This is a genomic window from Lactococcus cremoris subsp. cremoris KW2 (assembly GCF_000468955.1).
Classification (GTDB): domain Bacteria; phylum Bacillota; class Bacilli; order Lactobacillales; family Streptococcaceae; genus Lactococcus; species Lactococcus cremoris.
The window spans coordinates 2,062,140-2,083,283 of the sequence record NC_022369.1; the positions used below are offsets into that span (position 1 = coordinate 2,062,140).

At 35.7% G+C, this 21,144-nt stretch carries 20 protein-coding genes; 1 reads left to right on the forward strand and 19 read right to left on the reverse strand.

Going from position 1 to position 21,144, the window contains the following annotated elements:
- Window positions 1-26: 26 nt before the first annotated feature.
- The 19 genes from KW2_RS09860 to pheS form a co-directional block, all read right to left on the reverse strand.
- Window positions 27-1,289, reverse strand: coding sequence for an Nramp family divalent metal transporter (locus KW2_RS09860; protein ID WP_021037846.1), 1,263 nt, complete (start codon window positions 1,287-1,289; stop codon window positions 27-29).
- A gap of 105 nt (window positions 1,290-1,394) precedes the next feature.
- Window positions 1,395-2,003, reverse strand: a complete 609-nt coding sequence (locus tag KW2_RS09865) for a nitroreductase family protein (protein WP_011676980.1) — start codon at window positions 2,001-2,003, stop codon at window positions 1,395-1,397.
- A gap of 141 nt (window positions 2,004-2,144) precedes the next feature.
- Window positions 2,145-2,780, reverse strand: coding sequence for a uracil phosphoribosyltransferase (gene upp, locus KW2_RS09870; RefSeq protein ID WP_011835873.1), 636 nt, complete (start codon window positions 2,778-2,780; stop codon window positions 2,145-2,147).
- A gap of 201 nt (window positions 2,781-2,981) precedes the next feature.
- Window positions 2,982-4,121 carry a cation:proton antiporter gene (locus tag KW2_RS09875; protein WP_021037847.1) on the reverse strand — a complete coding sequence of 380 codons (1,140 nt, stop codon included), beginning with the start codon at window positions 4,119-4,121 and terminating at the stop codon, window positions 2,982-2,984.
- 270 nt (window positions 4,122-4,391) lie between these two features.
- On the reverse strand, window positions 4,392-5,555 hold the full coding sequence (locus KW2_RS09880) for a MalY/PatB family protein (RefSeq protein WP_021037848.1): 1,164 nt from the start codon (window positions 5,553-5,555) through the stop codon (window positions 4,392-4,394).
- Between the two features lie 275 nt (window positions 5,556-5,830).
- Window positions 5,831-6,919 carry a cystathionine gamma-synthase gene (locus KW2_RS09885; RefSeq protein WP_021037849.1) on the reverse strand — a complete coding sequence of 363 codons (1,089 nt, stop codon included), beginning with the start codon at window positions 6,917-6,919 and terminating at the stop codon, window positions 5,831-5,833.
- Window positions 6,920-6,949: 30 nt separating this feature from the next.
- The gene (locus KW2_RS09890; RefSeq protein WP_021037850.1) at window positions 6,950-7,909 is read right to left on the reverse strand and encodes a homoserine O-succinyltransferase; all 960 of its coding nucleotides are present in this window, start codon (window positions 7,907-7,909) and stop codon (window positions 6,950-6,952) included.
- Window positions 7,910-8,046: 137 nt separating this feature from the next.
- Window positions 8,047-8,604 carry an NUDIX hydrolase gene (locus KW2_RS09895; RefSeq protein WP_021037851.1) on the reverse strand — a complete coding sequence of 186 codons (558 nt, stop codon included), beginning with the start codon at window positions 8,602-8,604 and terminating at the stop codon, window positions 8,047-8,049.
- Window positions 8,605-8,612: 8 nt separating this feature from the next.
- Window positions 8,613-9,521: an AEC family transporter gene (locus KW2_RS09900; protein WP_021037852.1), complete on the reverse strand. Its 909-nt coding sequence runs from the start codon at window positions 9,519-9,521 to the stop codon at window positions 8,613-8,615.
- A gap of 134 nt (window positions 9,522-9,655) precedes the next feature.
- The gene (locus KW2_RS09905; RefSeq protein WP_021037853.1) at window positions 9,656-10,525 is read right to left on the reverse strand and encodes an aldose 1-epimerase family protein; all 870 of its coding nucleotides are present in this window, start codon (window positions 10,523-10,525) and stop codon (window positions 9,656-9,658) included.
- A 90-nt stretch (window positions 10,526-10,615) separates the two neighbouring features.
- Complete coding sequence (locus KW2_RS09910) at window positions 10,616-11,560, reverse strand: 3'-5' exoribonuclease YhaM family protein (RefSeq protein WP_011835880.1); 945 nt, start codon at window positions 11,558-11,560, stop codon at window positions 10,616-10,618.
- 72 nt (window positions 11,561-11,632) lie between these two features.
- Window positions 11,633-12,931 carry a DNA recombination protein RmuC gene (locus tag KW2_RS09915; protein WP_021037854.1) on the reverse strand — a complete coding sequence of 433 codons (1,299 nt, stop codon included), beginning with the start codon at window positions 12,929-12,931 and terminating at the stop codon, window positions 11,633-11,635.
- Window positions 12,932-13,020: 89 nt separating this feature from the next.
- Window positions 13,021-13,671, reverse strand: a complete 651-nt coding sequence (gene rpe / locus KW2_RS09920) for a ribulose-phosphate 3-epimerase (RefSeq protein ID WP_021037855.1) — start codon at window positions 13,669-13,671, stop codon at window positions 13,021-13,023.
- 73 nt (window positions 13,672-13,744) lie between these two features.
- On the reverse strand, window positions 13,745-14,002 hold the full coding sequence (locus KW2_RS09925; RefSeq protein WP_021037856.1) for a hypothetical protein: 258 nt from the start codon (window positions 14,000-14,002) through the stop codon (window positions 13,745-13,747).
- Complete coding sequence (locus tag KW2_RS09930; protein WP_011676991.1) at window positions 13,999-14,253, reverse strand: hypothetical protein; 255 nt, start codon at window positions 14,251-14,253, stop codon at window positions 13,999-14,001. Before KW2_RS09930 ends, KW2_RS09925 begins: the two co-directional genes overlap by 4 nt.
- A complete protein-coding gene (rsgA, locus tag KW2_RS09935; RefSeq protein WP_021037857.1) occupies window positions 14,225-15,148 on the reverse strand; it encodes a ribosome small subunit-dependent GTPase A in 924 nt (307 codons plus the stop codon). Before rsgA ends, KW2_RS09930 begins: the two co-directional genes overlap by 29 nt.
- 60 nt (window positions 15,149-15,208) lie before the next feature.
- Window positions 15,209-16,342 carry a 3D domain-containing protein gene (locus KW2_RS09940; protein WP_014735146.1) on the reverse strand — a complete coding sequence of 378 codons (1,134 nt, stop codon included), beginning with the start codon at window positions 16,340-16,342 and terminating at the stop codon, window positions 15,209-15,211.
- Window positions 16,343-16,582: 240 nt separating this feature from the next.
- Complete coding sequence (gene pheT, locus KW2_RS09945) at window positions 16,583-18,976, reverse strand: phenylalanine--tRNA ligase subunit beta (protein WP_021037858.1); 2,394 nt, start codon at window positions 18,974-18,976, stop codon at window positions 16,583-16,585.
- 111 nt (window positions 18,977-19,087) lie between these two features.
- On the reverse strand, window positions 19,088-20,125 hold the full coding sequence (pheS, locus tag KW2_RS09950) for a phenylalanine--tRNA ligase subunit alpha (RefSeq protein WP_011835889.1): 1,038 nt from the start codon (window positions 20,123-20,125) through the stop codon (window positions 19,088-19,090).
- A 483-nt stretch (window positions 20,126-20,608) separates the two neighbouring features.
- On the opposite strand from pheS, the gene KW2_RS09955 reads away from it, so the two are divergent.
- Entirely contained in the window at window positions 20,609-21,142 is a 534-nt protein-coding gene (locus KW2_RS09955; protein WP_014573205.1) for a phenolic acid decarboxylase, read from the forward strand.
- Window positions 21,143-21,144: the final 2 nt, after the last annotated feature.

Sequence of the window (21,144 nt, forward strand, 5' to 3'; positions counted from 1 at the left end):
AAACTATTATAGCAAATTTTTTAGAATTATTTAAAAGTTTCGACGATTAATACGATATTGAGTAGGGTTACAAAAATCCCCGTTGCCAATAAAAGCCACTTAGTGAACCAAACGTTCTTATATTTCCCCATCACTTTTTTAGAACTTGTCAAATAAATTTGTAAAAAGATGGTAATTGGTAATTGAATACTCAGGAAAACTTGTGAATAAATTAAAATATTGAATGATGACGTTACAAAACTCAATCCACAAATTGCCAGAGTTGCACCAATAATTGTAATTAAAACGCCTAACTTACTGTGAGGATCTTGGGCATCATAAGGTTCTGCAAAGATTCCTGCAAAAATTGACCCTCCTGCCATTCCAGCTGTGACTGACGAAGCAACTCCTGCAAAAAGAAAGGCAATGGCAAAGAGAATAGCAGCTACTGGACCAAGCAGAGGAACAAGCATTTCTTGAGCCTGACTAATTTCGGTGACGATACGTGGGAAAAATAAAGCGGCAGCAATGATAATAATCGCAGAATTAATGACCCAACCTAAAAACATTGAAAAAATTGTATCAAAGAATTCAAAACGTAATTGTCTTTCCATTACGGCTTCGTCTTTTAAATTCCACTGACGACTTTGAATGACTTCCGAGTGCAAAAATAGATTGTGAGGCATAACTACAGCCCCTAAAGCTGACATAATAATAGGCATAGATTTTGCATCAACAAAAGGAATGACCATTCCTTTAGCAGCCTGTCCCCAGTTAATATGAGGAATAATAAAAATCTCTAGCAAAAGTGCAATCCCAATCAAACTTACAAAACCAATAATTACTTTTTCAATCTTTGGATAAGAATTGCTGAATAAAAACCAGATAACCAAGCCAGCCGTTAAAATTGCACCTATTACAATCGGCAATTTAAAAAGCATTTGCAAAGCTATCGCTCCACCCAAAATTTCGGCAACTGCTGTTGAAATAGATGCTAGGACTCCTGTCCCCAAAATAGTTCTACTGAGCCAGGGCCTGAGATATTGGGTCGCATTTTCTGATAAACATTTCCCTGTGACAATTCCCAAGTGAGCCACATTATGCTGAAGAAACGCCAACATAATTGTTGATAAAGTGATTACCCAGAGTAGTTTATAGCCAAATTGTGAGCCTGCTGCTAGGTTAGCCGCCCAATTCCCAGGGTCAATAAAGCCGACCGCAACAATTAATCCAGGACCAACATATTTCAAAAAATCAAGGGCAGGATGTCTTTTATCTTGTAAAAATCGCCTCATTTTTATCTTTTTCATTTCCACTTCCTTTTGGACAATTATAGCATGGAGCTTTTTAGAGTTCAACCTTACAAAATAAAAAACCGTCAGTAAATTTTACTGACGGTCATTAAAAATAATTGATTATTTAGCAACGATGAAACGGTCAGCATCATCCATGAAAGTTTTTTCACCAGCTGGTGCTTCGATTGAACCAAATACGAGTTGTCCACGAAGTTTCCAGCTTTCTGGAAGATTCCATTCTTTAGCAACTGCTTCGTCAATCAATGGATTGTAATGTTGCAAGTTAGCACCTAAGCCAAGTTCAGCAAGTGCTGTCCAAACGTTAACAGAAATAATTCCTGAACCTTGTTCTGACCAAACTGGGAAGTTATCAGCGTAAAGAGCAAATTGTTCTTGAAGGTTTTTAACAACCGCTTGATCTTCAAAGAAGAGAATTGTTCCAAATGCCGCTTTAAATCCATCAAGTTTTGCACGTGTGTTATCCCAAGCTGATTCTGGAACACCTTGTGCTTCCATAGCAGCTTTAAGTTCTGGTGCAACAATTTCATCCCAAAGCTTATCTTGAGCATCCCCAGTCAGAATCAAAAGACGTCCTGTTTGTGAATTGAAAGCTGTTGGTGAAAAACGAACTGCTTCTTTAATTGTTTCAATAACTTTTGCTTCATCTTGAACATTTCTTCCAAGAGCGTAGATTGTGCGACGGTTTTCTAATGATTTAATGAATGACATAATAATTACTTCCTTTTTTGTTTTATTGTTTACATCTGTAATCTTATCAAATAAATTTACACTTGTAAACTATTTTGATTCAAAAAATTACTTTTTTTATAAAATAAAAAAATCCCCTATCTAAAAATAAGGGATTTTTTCTTATTTTGTACCGAACAAACGGTCACCAGCGTCACCAAGACCTGGAACGATATAACCATGTTCATTAAGTTTTTCATCCAAAGCTGCTGTATAAATTTCGATATCTGGATGTGCTTCTTGAAGGGCTTTTACACCTTCTGGTGCGGCAACAAGACAAACGAATTTAATATTTTCTGCTTTAGCATTACGTTTTTTAAGAGAATCAACTGCCAAAATTGCTGAACCACCTGTTGCAAGCATTGGGTCAACAAGGAAAATTTGACGGTCAGCAATATCTGCTGGAAGTTTTACTAAATACTCAACTGGTTTAAGTGTTTCTTCATCACGGTACATTCCGATATGTCCCACACGAGCAGCTGGAATTAATTTCAAAATTCCATCAACCATCCCGATACCTGCACGTAAGATTGGCACAATCGCTAATTTTTTACCCGCGATTTGTTTAACTGTCGTTTTTTGAACAGGTGTTTCAATTTCGACATCTTCGAGAGGTAAATCTCTTGATACTTCGTAGGCCATAAGCATTCCGATTTCGTCAACAAGCTCACGGAATTCTTTTGTTGACGCCTCTTTACGACGCAAGATTGAGAGTTTGTGTTGAATCAATGGATGTTCTACGACTTGAAATTTTGACATTTTGATTTTCCTTTCGCTAGATCCCTTTGCTAAGCAAAGTTCAGATTTGTAAACTGCCATTATATGGCAATTTTGCTAATTTTAGGCAAAATTTTTTAGAGCATAGCAGATGGCGCCATTCTCTAAAAGCATTTTTTCTATTTTACCACTTTTTCAGTCTTTTTTGGGGAATAAGATGAAATTTTAAAAATTATTTTTTCCTTAATTATCATATTTTTTCAAGACTAACTTGATTAAAAATGGAGCTAGGACAGTTGCTAAAATTATGACAATGACCAATTCAGAATAAACTTCATCAGTAATAATGGCACTTGTCAGTCCAATTTGTGCCACAATCAAGGCCATTTCTCCACGTGAAATCATTCCCGTCCCAATCAGCATACTTTCCCCGGTACTCAATTTATTAGATTTCCCAACAAAATAGGCAGGAATAAATTTGGTCAAAATCGCTAGAAGTGTAAAGAGCAAAATAATCCATGGATGATGAATTAAACTGTCAAATTGAACGGATATGGCAATGAGTACAAAGAAGACTGGGATAAAAATCACATACCCAATGGCTGAAGTATATTCTTCAATTTTATGACTGACTTCTGTTTGTGAAATAGCAAGTCCTGCAAAGAAGCTCCCTATCACGGCTGACATTCCCACACTATCTGCAAGTAAACTCAATCCTAAACAGATGATCAAAGCAACAATCGTATTCTTGTTGGCGATTGGCAGTTTTTGGACAAACTTCCAAAATCTGGGAATCAATTTATGGACAACAAATAAAAAGGCAAAAAAGAGAAGTTCAAGTAAAAACTGGAAGAAAAGATGAGTCCCAGACCCTCCATTTTTGAAACTGGTAAAAATTGATAAAATCAAAACGGCTAAAATATCATCAACAACCGCTGCTCCTAGAATAATTGAGCCGGCACGTGTACTGAGTTTGCCATATTCTTGCAAAACTTCAACGGTAATTGAAACCGATGTTGCGGCAAAAACAATTCCGTAAAAGAAACTCGTAGACATTCCGTAGCCAAAACTAAAAGCTACTAGGCCAAAAACTATTAAAGGAACAATCACACCGCCAATGGCTACAAGCATTGATGCTTTGAAATTTTTCTTTAAAACCGTTAAATCACTCTCAAGACCCGCTAAAAACATGAGTAAAATCACACCGATTTCTGACATCACTTCTAAAACATGTCCGCTATGAACAAGCCCTAGAACTGACGGAGCAATCAAAATTCCAACAAGCATCTGTCCAACAACAGCAGGAATTTTAAGACGCCGTGAAGCAAGGGTTGCAATTAGCGAGGCAATTAAAACAATTGTAAGTTGTAAAATATCATTCATAAGTTGATTATATCATAACCGATAAGACGAAACGAGCTTTTGTCTTATTCGTTTTTATCTCTTATGACCGAACGAAACACAGGATAGCTGTTGCCAGTTTACTGGCTTACAGATATGCTAGTTGTTTCATCTAGGAACGATAATTTCCTACTGAAGTGAGTGCGGCTCAACTTGTTGTTTTAGCCACTTAGCGAAAGTGGACATTGCAGCGAAGCGAAGATAGCGTGTTATAAACAGTGAAGCTTAAAGATACTTTTTCAACTAAAATCGTTAAATAGCAAAGGTTTCGACAAGTCTTTTTGTTGCCTCCTCAATTAAAGAAAATGGGGCTGCAGCATTCAATCGGGCATGAGCCTGTCCTGCCTGTCCAAAACTTGCTCCTTTATTTAAAATAACTTCCGCTTCTTCTGATAACTTTTTATCCAATTCTTTATCATTTAATTTATAGTCAGAAAAATCAAGCCAAATTAAATAAGTTCCTTGGGGTTTCATCACTTTTATTTTCGTTTTTTGATGAAGTTCTGACTCAACATAAGTAATATTTTTTTCCAATACTTCTTTGAGTTCACTCAACCACTGTGCCCCTTTATTGTAAGCAACTTGAGTTGCAAGCATGCCTAAACTGCTGATTTCTTGTTGATTATTCATTAATCTTCTTTGTAAGTATTTCTCGCGTAAATTTTTATTTTCAATAATTGCATAAGCACATTTTACACCAGCAATATTAAAGCTTTTAGTGGCCGAGGATAAAAGAACTGAAAATTCTTTGAAGTCTGGAGCAATCTTATTGAAAGTATGATGTTCATGCCCAAACAGAGTCAAATCTTGGTGGATTTCATCTGAGACCAACAAAACATTGTGTTTTTGACATATTTGACCAATTTTTAGCAATTCTTCTTTGGTCCACACGCGCCCACCCGGATTGTGAGGGTTACAGAGAATATATAATTTTACGGAATTTTCAACAATATCTTTTTCAAAAGTTTTGAAATCAATTAAAAACTCGCCATTTTTTTCAAGAAGAGCATTCTCAACCAATTTTCGATTATTTAATTTAACTGTTCGAGCAAAGGGGGGATATACAGGGGTATTGATTAAAACAGCATCATTTTCTTTCGTTAGTGCTTGAATGGCCAGACCAATTCCTGGAACTACTCCTTCAACTAGTATTAGACTTTCTTTAGAAAATTCATACTGATGTTGATTTTTTTCCCAATTTTGCACACTTTCTATCAGGCTATCTTCCACATAAGCATAGCCATAAACACCGTAATCAGCGTAATCATGGATGCTTTGTTTAATTTCTGGCAAGGCCAGAAAATCCATATCAGCTACCCATAAGGGAAGTTTATGGGGATTTTCTTTTATTTCTTGCCATTTTACAGAATTATGTTCAAGTCGATTTGGAATGGTTGTAAAATCATATTTTGTCATTTTTATACTCTCTTCTTTTTTCGTTTCTGTCAGTAATTTTTATACTGACAGAGTCTAATTTTAACACTTACGGATTTATTTTCTTACTGACATAAGATGCCTGTTACTGCCTTACCCTTTTATCATTCGCTTACGACTTGCGTCGGTGCTTTAGCACCTTACAGCAAGTAGACATTCGAGCGTAGCGAAGATTAGTGGATAGAGAAATGGTACAGCGAAACTCAGAACCCATGGACAGCTATTACAGATATGTTAGTTCTTTCATCAGTAAATATTTAATTTTCTAGTGCTTCTTTAAGGTCTTCTATTAAATCACGTACATCTTCTATACCAATAGAAAGGCGAAGCAAGTCATCAGTTAGACCATAACTTTCTCTAATTTCAAGTGGAATATCATGGTGGGTTTGTTCTGCAGGATAGGTAATTAAAGACTCAACACCTCCTAAACTTTCAGCGAAAGTAAAAACTTGTAAGTGATTTAAAATGTCTGGAATTTTATTTTTGTCAATCACCTTTAAAGAAATCATTCCTCCCAATCCCGGATAGAGCACTTCTTTTACTGACGGAAGCTTTTTTAGAAAAGCCACAATTTTAAGCGCATTTTTAGTTGCTCTTTCCATTCTTAGGCTTAAGGTCTTTAAACCTCGCATGACGAGATAACTATCAAAAGGAGAAAGAACTGCTCCAGTAGTATTAAGTTTATAGACTAATTTTTCATAAAGCTTTTCATCATGAACAATGACCGCTCCAGCCAAAACGTCGTTATGCCCTGACAGATATTTTGTCGCCGAATGAATGACAATGTCAGCCCCCAGCTCCAATGGTCTCTGATAGATTGGAGTATAAAAAGTATTATCAACAATCACTTTCGCATGATTTGCTTGCGCCTTATTCGCAATCTTTTCAATGTTATACTTAATCATCATTGGATTTGTTGGACTTTCAATATAAACAATATCTGTCGATTCATCAATTAAATCAAGCATTTCTTTTTCATTATTGGCATAAGTAAATGAAAAACGTCCTTCTTTTTCTTGTTCGTCAAACCAGCGAAAAGAGCCACCATATAAATCTCTAGAGGCCACGATTTTAGCTCCAACAGGAAAAACCTCAAATGCTAAAACAATTGCAGCCATTCCTGACGAAGTTGCCAAAGCGAATTGCCCTGATTCAATTGAAGCAAGTGCTTCTTCTAAAGTCGCTCGTGTGGGATTTTTCGTTCGAGTATAATCAAATCCAGTCGATTTCCCATATTCTGGATGTTGATAGGTCGTTGAAAAATGCAAAGGACTGACTAAAGCCCCAGTAGCTTCATCTTGATGAATTCCGACTTGTGCCAATAAAGTATCTAATCTTTTATCCATAAATTTTCTCCTATAGAAAACACCTTTGTTCTACTCTTTTTGATTAAAATCATAATTCTCTTCACCGCAATGATGACCAAGACGTTCTCCCAAATAGGGCGTTCCTTGATAAACGGCATAATTCAGCCAATTTGAAAAAAAGAGTGAGGCAGCTGAAGCCCAGCTCATTTGTGGTTTCTCCTTATCATTATCTTTTGGAAAATAATTTTTAGGGAGAGCAGGCTTTAAGCCTTCTTCCTTATCTCTTTCATATTCCCAAGCTAGAGTTTCTCGGTCGTATTCTAAATGACCAAAAAGATAAACTTCACGTAAATTTTTTTTGGCTAAAATAGAAAAACCAGTTTCTTTGGATGTTGACAAGACTTCTAAATCAGGAATTTTATTTATTACTGATGGATTTGATTGGGTATATCGTGACTGTGGATAATAAAAAGAGTCATCAAAACCTCTAAATAATGGATTTTTAGGTTGCTCTACTGAGCTTTTATAAATACCACACAATTTTTGTGGAAGATTTTCTTTTGTTACCTCATAACGGGCATAAAGTGCTGCTTGTGCTCCCCAACAAATATGTAAACTAGAATAAACATGGCTTTTTGACCACTTCACAATTTCTAAAAACTCAGACCAATAATCTACTTCCTCAAATTCAAGTTGCTCAACAGGTGCACCCGTTATAATCAAACCATCATAGTAGTCATCTTTAATTTCAGAAAAAGATTTATAGAAGGAGTCCAAATGCGATTGCTTAGTATTTTTGAATTCATGACTAGCCATAAACAAAAAATCAACATTAATTTGAAGTGGAGTGTTTGATAATAAGCGTAAAATTTGCCGCTCAGTAATCAATTTACGTGGCATGAGATTGACCACCAGCAAATTCAAAGGGCGAATATTTTGATTTTTCGCTCGTTCATTATCCATAATAAAGATATTATCTGCTCTCAGCTCATCAATGGCAGGCAGACCTTCAATCACTTTTACTGGCATCTCTCACTCAACTTTCACATAGAATTAGACTCAATTATAGCCCTTCATGAATTATTTGCAATAGCCTCGTATTATAATTCCGTAATGGGATAATTTAAAAATTTTAATCATAAAATAAAACTTGCCTAAGGCAAGTCTTATTTTATGATTCGAGAAATAATTTTATCGTAAATGATTCTCATTTCTTTCTCAGAAGATTTTTCCGAAAATTCTTCTAAAGGAATCCAACCTAAACCGTCTGTTTCATCTGTATTCTTTTGAAGTGAACTATTTTCCTTTGCTTCAAATAAAAAAGTGACATTTAGATGAATATGAGCGCTGACATAACCATACTTACGGTGAATGTGACCAAAAACAGGCAAGGCTTCAATCGAAATCGGTTTTTCTGAAAGTTTTCTAAATTCTTGAAGTCCCGTTTCTTCTTGAACCTCTTTTTCTGCCACAGCTAATAAGTCAGAATTGCCATCAGCATGACCACCTACCCAACCCCAGCTTTGATAAATTTTATGATAAATCCCTAAAATCTTATCATGGGCTTCATTAAGAACAAAAGCACTGGCTGTAAAATGAGCAATTGAATCCCGACTTAAATTTTCTTCATCAGCTGCAAATTTTTGAAAAACTTTAAGGTCAATTTGTTCTTGCTGACCTTCTGGCACAAAATTTTCTAATAACTTTTCTATTTTATTTTTCATTTTTCACCTCACAAAACAATCACAATAATACTCATTAAAATCAAAGAAATAAACATGGATAAACTAATGACAAGTCCCGCCAAAGCCTTATCATTTCCAAGCTCTATGGCTTGAATCATGTGCAAAAAGGACATCGGACAAAAGAAAATTAACAAGAGAACTTCTTTTATTATGGCTGGAAAAGGAGCGAAAAAATAAACCAAACTAGCTAAAATAAAAGCTAGTAAATAACGCCAAGTCAATATTTTCAACAGAAGTTTTAATTTTCCTTTCGGCAAGCGAAATTCCATAAAAAGTCCAATTGTAAAAATTGATAACAATGTATTAGCATTTGCCAATGGTCGAATTGGAATCAACCAATCATCAGGAAAAGATAAGCCAAAAATCGCTAAAATAAACATAAAAATATAAACAACAAAGGGTGGATTACGAAATAAGACGCCAAATATTTCTTGCAAAATAAAGCCGTGTTTCTTTCGGCCACTTGAAAGTTCAACAATTGCTTGAGTCGTTCCAGTCACCATTAAGGAATTACCCATATCAAACATGGCTAAAAAAGGAATAGCCGCTGGAAAAAAGCTTGAGACAAAAGGAATTGAAAAATTTCCAATGTTATAGCCCGATAAATCAAACATATAAAGGCCTCGTTCTTGCACACTAGCCTTTCGTCCAATAAATTTCCCCAGAAAAACCAAAAGGAGATTAGAAAAAAGTCCCATAAACATCAGAATAAAAAAGATGCCGGAGAGCTTTGTATGATTTACTCCGATTAATATCGTTGCTGGTAAGGTCAAGTAAACAACCAATTTAGAAGTAAGGGCTCCATCTTCTTGGCGAAGCAGACCGATTTTTTTGAGTAAAAGGGCTAAAAACAAAACAAGCAGAATACTCAAGGCATTGAGAAGAATTGTGGTCATTAGAGTTTTACTTTCTATCAGTAGTTTTATCTTCTGTCAGTAATTTCATAATGCTTAGTTTACTGACAGCACGTCTAAATTAATTCTAGCATTTTTTTAAATAAAAACTCCCGTAAAAATACGAGAGTAGTCAATTAATTGATTTCAATAGTATATTCACAAGAGAAGCTTCCCTCTGGCGCTAATTGATTAATCCCAAATTTCGTTGTGATGTCGCCGTCAGTATTTTCATCGTCAGCAATTCCAGACCATGGCTCGATACAAACAAAGGGTGCTTCATTTGGATAAGGTGACCATAAGCCAAAATAGGGCATATCTTTCCAAGTCACAGTAACCCCATGTTCATCTAATTTGTTGGTCAATGAAACTTTCATCTCATCTGATGATGTATAAACTAGAGCATCTTTATCAAAAAGTTCTCTTGTTAATGGAAGAGTATTTACTTGCGTCTCCACTCTTTCATCTAATTTCAATGTTCCTGATGGTGGGTCAAGCGGAATAAAAGTTCGTTTTTCATCTGGTGAAACGGTTAACTGATAGTCTTCAAAAGTCCCATTTTTTAAAGGGACATTAAATGCTGGGTGAGCCCCAACACCAAAAGACATGAATTTTTCGTCTTCATTTTTCACTTCGTAACGGACTCTGATTTTATTTTCCACCAATTTGTAAGAAACTCGAAAGTTAAAATGGAAAGGATAGTGATTCAAGCTATCTTCATTATCACGGAGCTCAAAAACGAGTTCATTATCGGATTTTTTAATTAATTCAAAATCATTATCACGTGCAAAACCATGTCCACCCATTTGATAAGTTTGCTCATTATAATGATATTGGCCATTTTTTAATTTCCCAACGATTGGAAAGAGAACAGGAGCATGACGTCCCCAAAATTTTGGATCGGCTTGCCATAAATATTCAATATCATCATGTTGGATGGAATGCATTTCTGCCCCAAAAGTGTCCACAATAACACTCAATTGGTCATTTTTCAAAGTGTAATTCATAAAAAACTCCTTAATATTTTTATCTTCTTTCTATTTTACCATTTTTACTGACAAAAATTTCTGTCAGCAAAAAAACCGTGTAAGCACGGTTTAATCTTTTCTTGGTTTATAAAAGTTACGATTAGACAAAGCCCAAACCCGCTGACTAAATTGACCAGGGTCGAGCGTTTGAGTCGCCGTAGTCATCATCATCATGTTGGCATCCATGACATCAATTTGATGAATCATTTCTGCTTCCATAATTTGTGGGCGAACAGGACTACCATACTCCAACTCCCCATGATGGCTCAATAAACAATGGCGAAGCATCAATAAATCTTCATTATCATCATCAAATCCAAGTTCAATGGCGGCTTTACTCACTTCTTCATCAATCAAAACAATATGTCCAAGCAAGTTTCCTCTTAAAGTATAAGAAGTATTTTCGGCACCTGTAAATTCCAAACATTTTGCCATGTCATGAAGTAATACACCAGCAAACATCAAATTTTCGTTGAGTTGTGGATAAACTTCGCAAACTTTTTCTGCTAAATGAAGCATGGTTGTTGTATGATAAGCAAGCCCTCCTTCAAAGGCATGGTGATTAGTTTTGGCTGCAGGAAATTCATAAAATTCCTTATCAAATTTTTTCAAAATCGTGCGTACAATTCGATTTAAGGTTGCATTTTCAATTTTAAAAAGAATCGATTGAACATATTCACGTAAATCTTTTTCTTGAACAGGTGAGCTTTCCCGATAATCATGAGGTTGATTGGGTTCACTATCTGTCGCTAAACGCAATTGTATTTTATTAACTTGAGGCATTCCATTATAGAGTTCTTTGAGCGCCTTCATATGCACGACCCGACCAGCTCGAAACTGTTCAACCGCTTTTGGATTAGCATCCCAAATATTTCCATTGATTGTTCCCGTTCGGTCTTGAAAACTCAAAGCTAAAAAGTCTTTCCCCGCCCGCGTTTGACGTAATTCAACTGATTTAATCAGGTAAAATCCTTCAAAAAATTCGCCAATTTCTAAGTTTTTAATGAGCACCATGTTTTCTCCTTTAAGATGTAAGCCCGACTCTTTGGGTGACCTAGCCAAGCGATATAAAATATTAATACTTTGTCAATCTAAATCCAAAAGTTTGCTGCTTTCACTATCATCTATCCGGTCAATATTCGTCAGCGCTTTTTTCATGACATTTGTTCTTGTCGTAATCAGATTATTAATTTCTTTTTCTGATTGCTGAATTTTTTGTTGAACTTTGATGAGCGAACCTTCAAATTTATCAAACTCTGTTTTGACTGCTCCTAGCATTTCATAAACTTCAGCTGATTTTTGTTCGATTTGCAAGGTTTTAAAGCCCATTTGCAAACTGTTTAAGACGGCGGTCATCGTCGTTGGCCCTGTCACATTGATCTTATAGTCACGGCTGATTTGCTCATAAAGTTCAGGATTATTAACCACTTCCATAAACAGCCCTTCAGTTGGTAAAAACATAATGGCAAAATCCGTTGTTTTTGGCGGGACAATATATTTTTCACTGATTGATTTAGCTTGAGCTTTAACAGCATTAAACAATGCTTTTCTCGTCTTATCAATTTCCACGGGTTCATTAGATTCCAAAGCCATTTGCAAGCGTTGATAATCTTCCATGGGGAATTTTGAGTCAATTGGGAGTAAGAGTTCTGACCCCTCTGATTTTCCAGGCAAAATCAAGGCATAATCCACAGCGTTAGCGCCTTGAATATTGACTTGTTCTCGATATTGACTGCTTGTAAACATCTGCTCTAAAATTCGTCCTAGCTGAATTTCACCAACAATCCCGCGTGTTTTAACACCCGTCATTACCTTTTGCAAGCTGTCCACATCACTGGCAAGATTTCTCATTTCTCCCAAGCCCTCTTCGACATTTTTCAAATGTAAAGTGACCTGTTCAAAAGATTGTGAAATTCTGCGATTCAATGTTTCTTGCAATTTTTCATCGACCGTTTCCTGAATTTGACTCAATCTCTTATCATTAGAATCTTGTAATTCTTTAAATTTACGGTCAAATTTGTCTGTCATTGCCTCTGTCAGTTCTGACAGTTTTGTGACCGTTCTATCAGTAGATTCTACCAAACTTACAGAGATTTTTTCTAATTTTTGCTCATTTGAACTTTGCAAATCTTTAAACTGCCAGTCAAATTTGCTATTGATATTTTCTGTCAGTGTTGCAAAATCATTATTGACCGAGCGTAAACTACTTGAAAGTTCTTGTCGATTTTGCGCCAGTTGCTGATTAACATCCGAGCGCATTTCCGCTAAATTTTGATTAAGATAATTTAACTGATGACTCGTATTTGCTTTGTCAGTCTTTTTGAAAAAATTGGCAAGGGACAGTAAAATCAAAAGTATGAGTAATATGATAATAATAACTTCCATCTTGATTTTTTATTTTCCTATATTTCTAACACATTTAAATGAAAGCCCGAAGTTACTGACAGAAAAACTGTCAGCATCCTCGTAGCTCTTTATAAGTTCTCACGAAGTTTTTCGATGTTTTTTTCTACTTCACCATTAAAAACAAACGACCCAGCAACAAAGATATTGGCACCAGCAGCTTTTGCGACTTTAATTGTTTGGTCGTCAATGCCACCATCCACTTCAATTTCAAAATTAAGCTTTTTGTCAGTTCGAATTTGAGTGAGTTCACGTACTTTATCCATCATTTCAGGAATAAATTTTTGACCGCCAAAACCAGGATTGACTGTCATCACTAAAACCATATCCACGAGTGGTAAGACGGTTTTAATCGCCTCTACAGGAGTTCCAGGATTAATCACTACCGAAGCTTTCATTCCAGCATTCTTAATTTTTTGCAGCGCTCCATGGATATGATTGGTTGCTTCAACATGAATACTCATGCTATCTGCACCTGCTTTTGCAAAGTCATCCACATATTTTTCTGGATTCTCAACCATCATATGAACATCAAAAAACAAACTTGTTTGCGAGCGAAGTGCCGAAACAACTCCAGCTCCGAAGGTTAAATTATCTACAAAATGTCCGTCCATCACATCAATATGTACAAGGTCAGCGCCGGCAGCCTCTAAATGTTTAACATCTCTTGCAAAATTCCCGAAATCTGCTGACAAAATTGATGGAGCAATTTTATTTTTCATTTTTATCCTCTCTCTAAAGAATACTACGATTCTTATTTAAAAAACAACTCTCAACAAAAAAATCACAAAACCCTTATTCACCACTATTATCTGATGATTCATCATGAAGTTCTTCTTTAACAATTGTCTTCCAAGCATCTCCCTCACGTTTGTGTTCTACAACGGTTGCCGCACGAACGCCAAGAACAATTGCCAAACCTAAAGCAATAACCGTTAAGAAATCCATCACAAAATTAGGTGTGCCATTTTTGAAAACAAACATTTCCAATACTTGGCAAAGAAGGGCAAAAAGAACCGCTAAAAAGGCTTCTGTTTTCAATCTTTTTTTCATTTTTCTTTATCCTGCGAACTCTCTAGGTCATTTTCTTTTGACTGACTCGTCAAGCCAAAAAAGACACGATTTAACCAAAAAATAACAAAAAAGGTCGCAAGAACTAAGAGAATAAACACGATAATCATCATTGTTTTGGATAAGTCATTTTTAAAATAAATTGCTAAAATCCAAGCTAAAACAAGGGCAAAAAAACCAGCCTGTTTCAACCAAATATTATCTTTAGCCTTGTTTTTTTCGTTTTTTCTCATAAGTTTCCCTCGTATGGTTGATTTCATCTAAAAGCTGTAAGTAATTTTCATAACGGCTTTCTAAAATTTCATGATTTTCAAGTGCAACTTTAACCGCACAGCTTGGTTCATGCGTATGTGTACATTCTCTGAATTTACAATTATGACTAATCTTTAAAATTTCTGGAAAAGCAGCGTTTAAATCTGGCTGATTGGTTACCTCATAATCTAAACTAGAAAAACCTGGCGTATCAGCAATTAGTCCACCTGCTAACTCAAAAAATTCAACATGGCGAGTTGTATGTCGCCCACGCCCTAGTTTTTCTGAAGTTTCACCCGTTGCCAACTGCATTTCCGGTGCAATTTTATTTAACAAAGTGGTTTTTCCAGCACCAGTTTGTCCCATAAAAACAGTTACTTTTCCCGCTAAATTACTGACCAAATGTTCAGCATCAAAGAAGACATCATAACCAATCTGTTCATAATTCCTTTTTATCTGCTCATAATCTGCCCGCTGATTAAAAGTTTTATTACTTTTCTCAGAACTCCCTTGGTCTTCTGTCAGCAAATCCATTTTAGAAATATAAATCATTGGATGAATGTTTTTATGTTCTAAGAAAACCAAAAAACGGTCCAAGAGATTTAAACTAAAATTAGGACTTACCGTTGACATAATAATCACCGCTTGGTCAATATTAGCAATTGATGGTCGAATTAAAGAATTTTTTCGCTCACCAATTTTTAGAATATATCCTTCTGAATTTTCTTCAGCAGAAAACTCAACAAAATCCCCTACAACAGGTTTCATTCCTTTTTTTCTGAAATTACCACGCGCGCGCGTCTGATAAACTTCACCTTCTGCCTCGACATCATAAAAGCCTGCCAAGGATTTGACAATACGTCCATTTTTTATCATGTTCTCATTATACCAAAAAAAGGCTTAACTGTAAGCCTTTCATTATTTTTTAAAGTTTTTTTAACTCAAAACAGTGATTTGAATATTTTTACGTCCCCAAGCGATTGCTTGGTCATTTGATGGAAAATGGACGTCAATGATGTTTCCAACAATTGCACCCCCAGTATCACCAGCAATTGCAATCCCATACCCCGGAACTTCAACGAGCGAATTCAAAGGAATGACACTTGGATCAACCGCGATACAAATTGGATTTTTACTTAAATCAATTCCAGTTGCAGTAATTCCATTTAAAGCGTAAGCTGTTGCTTCTACGTTTAATGTGCGTCCGCCAGAAGTCGTTGACGATGAGTTGTTATTGTTAGTTGTTGTATTACTGTTAGTGTCAGCAGGCGTTTGAGTGCTTACTGAATTATTGCTTTCAGAACTTGAAGAATCTTTTGTTTTTTCTTGTTCAGCTTTTGTAGCAGCTTGCGCTGCCGCTTTTGCTTTCACGTCTGCTACTGATTTAGCCAAGGCTTCATCGCGAGCTTTTTGTTCTGCCGCAGCTTTTGCTTGCATTTCACTCAAAAGTTGTTTGTTTGAACTAATTTTATCTTTGAGTCCAGAAATATTACTTTGCAAAGCGTCAACTTGTCCTTGATAGTCATTTTGATTTTTCACAAGAGTTTCTTGAGATTCTTCCAATTTGACTTTCATTGTCTTTAGCGATTCTTCTTTTTCAATAAGAGATTTCGCTTGGTCGGATTCAGCAGTTAATACCACATGCAAGTTTGTTAAACGCATAATCATATCTGAAAGATTTTTTGATGATGCAACAATATCAATATATGATAAAGTTCCCCCACCATTTGCTTGCATTGCTCGCATTTGTTTCGCGACAGAGGCTTTAAGCTGAACAACGTCATTTTCAGTTTCAGAGATTCCTGTTTCCAATTCAGTAATCTTACTCTTTGACTGATTAACTTTTTGTTGGGCTTCTTGCGCTTGGCTATAAATCTTATTTGCCTGTGCAAGTTTACTGTCGAGCTGCGCTTGGAAGTTTTGTATTTCTTGGTTGACTTCCGTTTGAGAGCTGTCAGCATCTACTTTCATCACTCCTAAGAGATTAACGGGTAGAACTGATAAAAGCATCAGTAAAGCTCCTACAAGTATTCCAACTTGTTTTATTTTTTTAGGAATTAAATTCTTCATACTTTGTCTATTCTAACATATCCCCCACAGTTTTTAATTGCATTTTAATTACTAATATTAACTAAAATTTAAAATAAATACAAAAAGTATTTTTATAAAAAACTATCTATCCCTTGTAAGCTTATTTTCACTGTTTCTTTAATGATTTATATTTTGATAATCATCAAAGATGAAAAAACTCTATCAGTAACTACCGATAGAGTTTTTTACTGACAGCTTTGTCAGTAATCTTATTTTCTTTTAACGAATTTCTACATTCAATTTTTCAACAAGATTTTTTGTAATTTTATTAACAGCAGCCGTAATTTCATCATCAGTCATTGTATTTTCAGTCGGTTGGAAAGTTAAGCTATAGGCCATTGATTTTTTACCAGCAGGTAAATTTTTACCTTGATAAATATCAAATAACTCAACTTGCTTAAGTGTTTTAACGCGACTTGATTTAATGACAGAAACGATTTGGGCATGTGTAACCTCAGCATCAATCAAAAGTGCAATATCACGATGAACTGCTTGAACTTTTGGAATATCATTAAAGATGGTTTGTGCTGGCAATTCTTCAAGCATCACTTTCATGTCGAGACTAGCAACATAAGTTTCTGCTACATCATATTTTTTAGCTGTAGCCGGATGAATTTGTCCCACAAAACCAGCCAGGCGACCATTGATGTTAATGACAGCAGTCCGTCCTGGATGCATTGCCGCTTGATTATTAGTTGGAACAAATTCAACTTCTTCGTAAGTTTCAAGAAGGTTTTCCACAATTCCCTTAGCATAGTAGAAATCCACAGGAACAGCTTGTCCGTTGTATGATTTATCCACAACATTTCCAGAAATAGCAAAAGCAAGATTTGGTACTTCTGTAGGACGAATATCATCTGCATTTGGTAAGAAAATATTGCCAATTTCATAAATTGCTACGTCAGCATTTTTACGATTTTGATTGTAATTAACAATGTCCAAAAGTCCTGGAATCATATTTGCACGAAGTGTTTGACGATCTTCAGTCATTGGCATCATGAGCGATGTTGTTTCAAGCTCACCCACAAATTCAGTCGCTTTTTCTGGAGTCACAAGTGAATAACCAATGACTTCATTAAGACCTGAACTTTCAAGTCCAGTTCTTACCGTACGACGGAATTTTTGCATGTCAGTCAACTCACCAGCATTTTGTGAAAGAGGCAAAGTACTTGGCAAATTATCATATCCATAAATCCGAGCAACTTCTTCAACCAAATCAGCTTCAATACTGATATCCCAACGACGAGAAGGAATTTCACAAGTAAATTTTTCTCCCTCAACTTCGACTCCAAAACCAAGTTGAACAAAAATTTTCTTCACAGTTTCAAGTGATAAATCTGTTCCTAAAGCCCCATTAACACGACTTAAAGTAATTGAAACTTTTGGTAACAGAGGTTGATAATCATTTGATTCAACAAGGCCTGAAAGAACTTTTCCGCCAGCCAATTCAACAATCATTGCTGCTGCAAAATCAAGAGCCTCACGAACCGTTCCTTCATTAATTCCTTTTTCAAAACGACTTGATGCTTCTGAGCGTAAAGCAAATTTTTGCGAAGTTTTACGAATTGAAGTTCCGTCAAACAAAGCTGCTTCAAGGGCAACATTTGTTGTTTCATCAGTAATCTCACTGTCAGCACCACCCATGACACCACCAAGCGCTACAGGAAGTCCATTTGCTGTGACTACAATATCAGAGTCATCTAATTCACGTTCAACATGGTCTAAAGTGGTTATTTTTTCACCAGACTTAGCCTGACGAACCAAGATTTCATCAGAACCAAATTTGGCAAAGTCAAAACTATGCAAAGGTTGACCAAATGCCATCAATACATAATTGGTCACATCAACCACATTATTAATTGGTTTTACACCCGCATTCATCAATCGGTTTTGCAACCATTGAGGTGATTTCGCAATTTTAACCCCTTCAATCAAACGGATTTTATATGTTGGAACTTTATCTGTTTCAACCTTAACTGTAATTTTGCTTGCTGCTGATTCTGAAGCTTCTACTAAAGCTTTTTCCTCAAGCTTAACTGGTAAATCATAGATTGCTCCAACTTCCCATGCTGCCCCGTTCATTGACAAAGCATCCGCACGGTTTGGAGTGATTGATAATTCGATGATTTCATCATCCATATCAAGATAAGGGAAAATACTATCACCAACTTTAGCATCCGCTGGCATTTCAAAAATACCCTCTTCATGCTTCATTGGATTAATTTTTTCATCAATTCCGATTTCATCAAGTGCACAAAGCATCCCGAGAGATTCAACTCCACGAATTTTACCTTTTTTGATTTTATAATTATCCGCAATTCGAGCACCAACAAGTGCCACAATTACTTTCATCCCCACACGAACATTTGGCGCTCCACAAACAATTTGTAATGCTTCGTCAGCCCCAACATTAACTTGTGTAATATGCAAATGTGTTTCAGGAATATCCTCACTAGAAAGAATTTCTCCGACAACAAGTTTTGACAAACCTTCTTGTGGACTTGTCACTCCTTCAACCTCAATCCCAGACGTTGACATCTTTTGTTCTAATTCAGCTGGCGTAGCCGTAAGATTTGGCACCAACTCTTTTAACCATTTATATGATACTAACATGTTATTTCAACTTTCTATTCACAGTTCTTTTATACTATTTATTTTCCAAATTGCTCCATCGAAGGGAATCCTCCCTTTTCGAATGTCGAAATCGACAATGCGACTAAAGCGTCAGTCGAATTGTTCCAAGAATCTTACATCGCCTTGATAGAATCCACGAATATCGTTGATTCCATAGCGTAACATGGCAATACGTTCTTGACCGAGTCCAAAAGCAAAACCAGAATAAACAGAAGAATCTAAACCAGACATTTCAAGTACGTTTGGATGGACCATACCTGCACCAAGGATTTCAATCCAACCGGTATGTTTGCAGACATTACATCCTTTACCCCCGCATTTGAAACAAGAAATATCAACCTCAACAGAAGGTTCAGTAAATGGGAAATAACTTGGGCGCCAGCGTAGTTCACGCTCTTGACCAAACATTTTTTTCATGACAAGGTCAAGTGTCCCTTTAAGGTCAGCCATTGTGATATTTTTATCTACAACCAAGCCTTCAATTTGATGGAATTGATGACTGTGTGTAGCATCATCTGTATCACGACGATAAACACGACCAGGAGCAATCATACGCAAGCCTCCTTTTGAAAAATCATGAGCATCCATTGTCCGAGCCTGCATTGGTGAAGTATGCGTACGAAGTAAAACTTCATTGGTAATATAGAAAGTATCTTGCATATCACGAGCTGGGTGATCTTTAGGAAGATTCATTCGTTCAAAGTTATAATGATCGGTTTCGACTTCATAACCATCAACAATTTCATAACCCATTCCAAGGAAAATTTCTTCAATTTCTTCTTGAGTTTGAGTTAAAATATGACGACTTCCTTTTTTCTGAGCTTTTCCAGGTAAAGTAACATCCAAAGTTTCAGACTCCAAAGCCGCGTTCATCACTGCTTGTTCAATTTCAAGTTTTTTCGCTTCAAATTTCGCTCCAAATTCATCACGAAAAGCATTAGCAAGTGCACCAATAACTGGTCGTTCTTCATTTGTTAAATCTTTCATCCCTTTTAGGATTTCAGTCAACTCTCCTTTTTTACCAAGCATTACTGTTCTAAGATTGTTGAGCGTTTTTTCGTCTGCAACAGAGAGTAAGTCAGACAAAGTCCGCTTGCGAAGGTCTTCAATTTTTTCTTGTAAGTTCATTTTTATCCTTTCAACTTATAAAAAATATATATTTAAAATTAGACAAGGTCCATATAAAATATGGAGCTTTAGGGAGATTTGAGCAATTTCTATTTAATAAAGAAAAAAATACCACAACTTTCATCTCCAAAGGAGCGAAAACCGCGGTACCATCCTATTTTATCACTTAATTTTTTTATTTAATTACCATAAAACTTTTTTAAGATTATCCTTCTAAAGAATTCCTCTCAAAAATAGCTTTTATTCGTAAGGTGAACTTCAAATATCACTCCATATTATGGCTTTCAGTCGGTGACCATAACTCCCTCAAATTTCGTAAATAATTTACTCTTCTTACTTATAAGCTTAATTTTATCACTTTCATTCAATTTGTCAACTTTAAAAATGTATTTTTTATGCTTGACAAATTTCTGCTTCTTTTTTATAATAAATATATATTTAAAACATGTTTTTAAAACACGTTTATAGAAAAGAGAATAATAAATGAAAAAATTTACTAACTTAGATGATTTTATCGGAACACATTTTATCTACACTTATGACAATGGCTGGGAATATGAACTTTATGTCAAAAATGAGAACACTATTGATTATCGTATTCACGGTGGCATGGTTGCAGGTCGTTGGGTTAAAAATCAAGAAGTTTCATTAGTGATGTTAACAGAAGGAATCTATAAAATTGCTTGGACAGAGCCTACCGGAACCGACGTTGCTTTAGATTTCTTGCCAAATGAAGAAAAAATGCATGGAATGATTTTCTTTCCAAAATGGGTGGAAGAACATCCAGAAATTACTGTTTGTTTCCAAAATGATTTTATTGAATTGATGCACGAATCACGTGAAAAATTTGAAACTTATCCTAAGTATTTGGTTCCAGAGTTTGCTAAAATCACTTATGTCGGAAAAGCTGGAAAAAATAATGATGATGTGGTTGCTCAAGCGCCCTACCAAGGTATGACAAATGATATTCGCAACGGAAAATATTATAATACAAGCTATGAAATGATTAATAAATGATT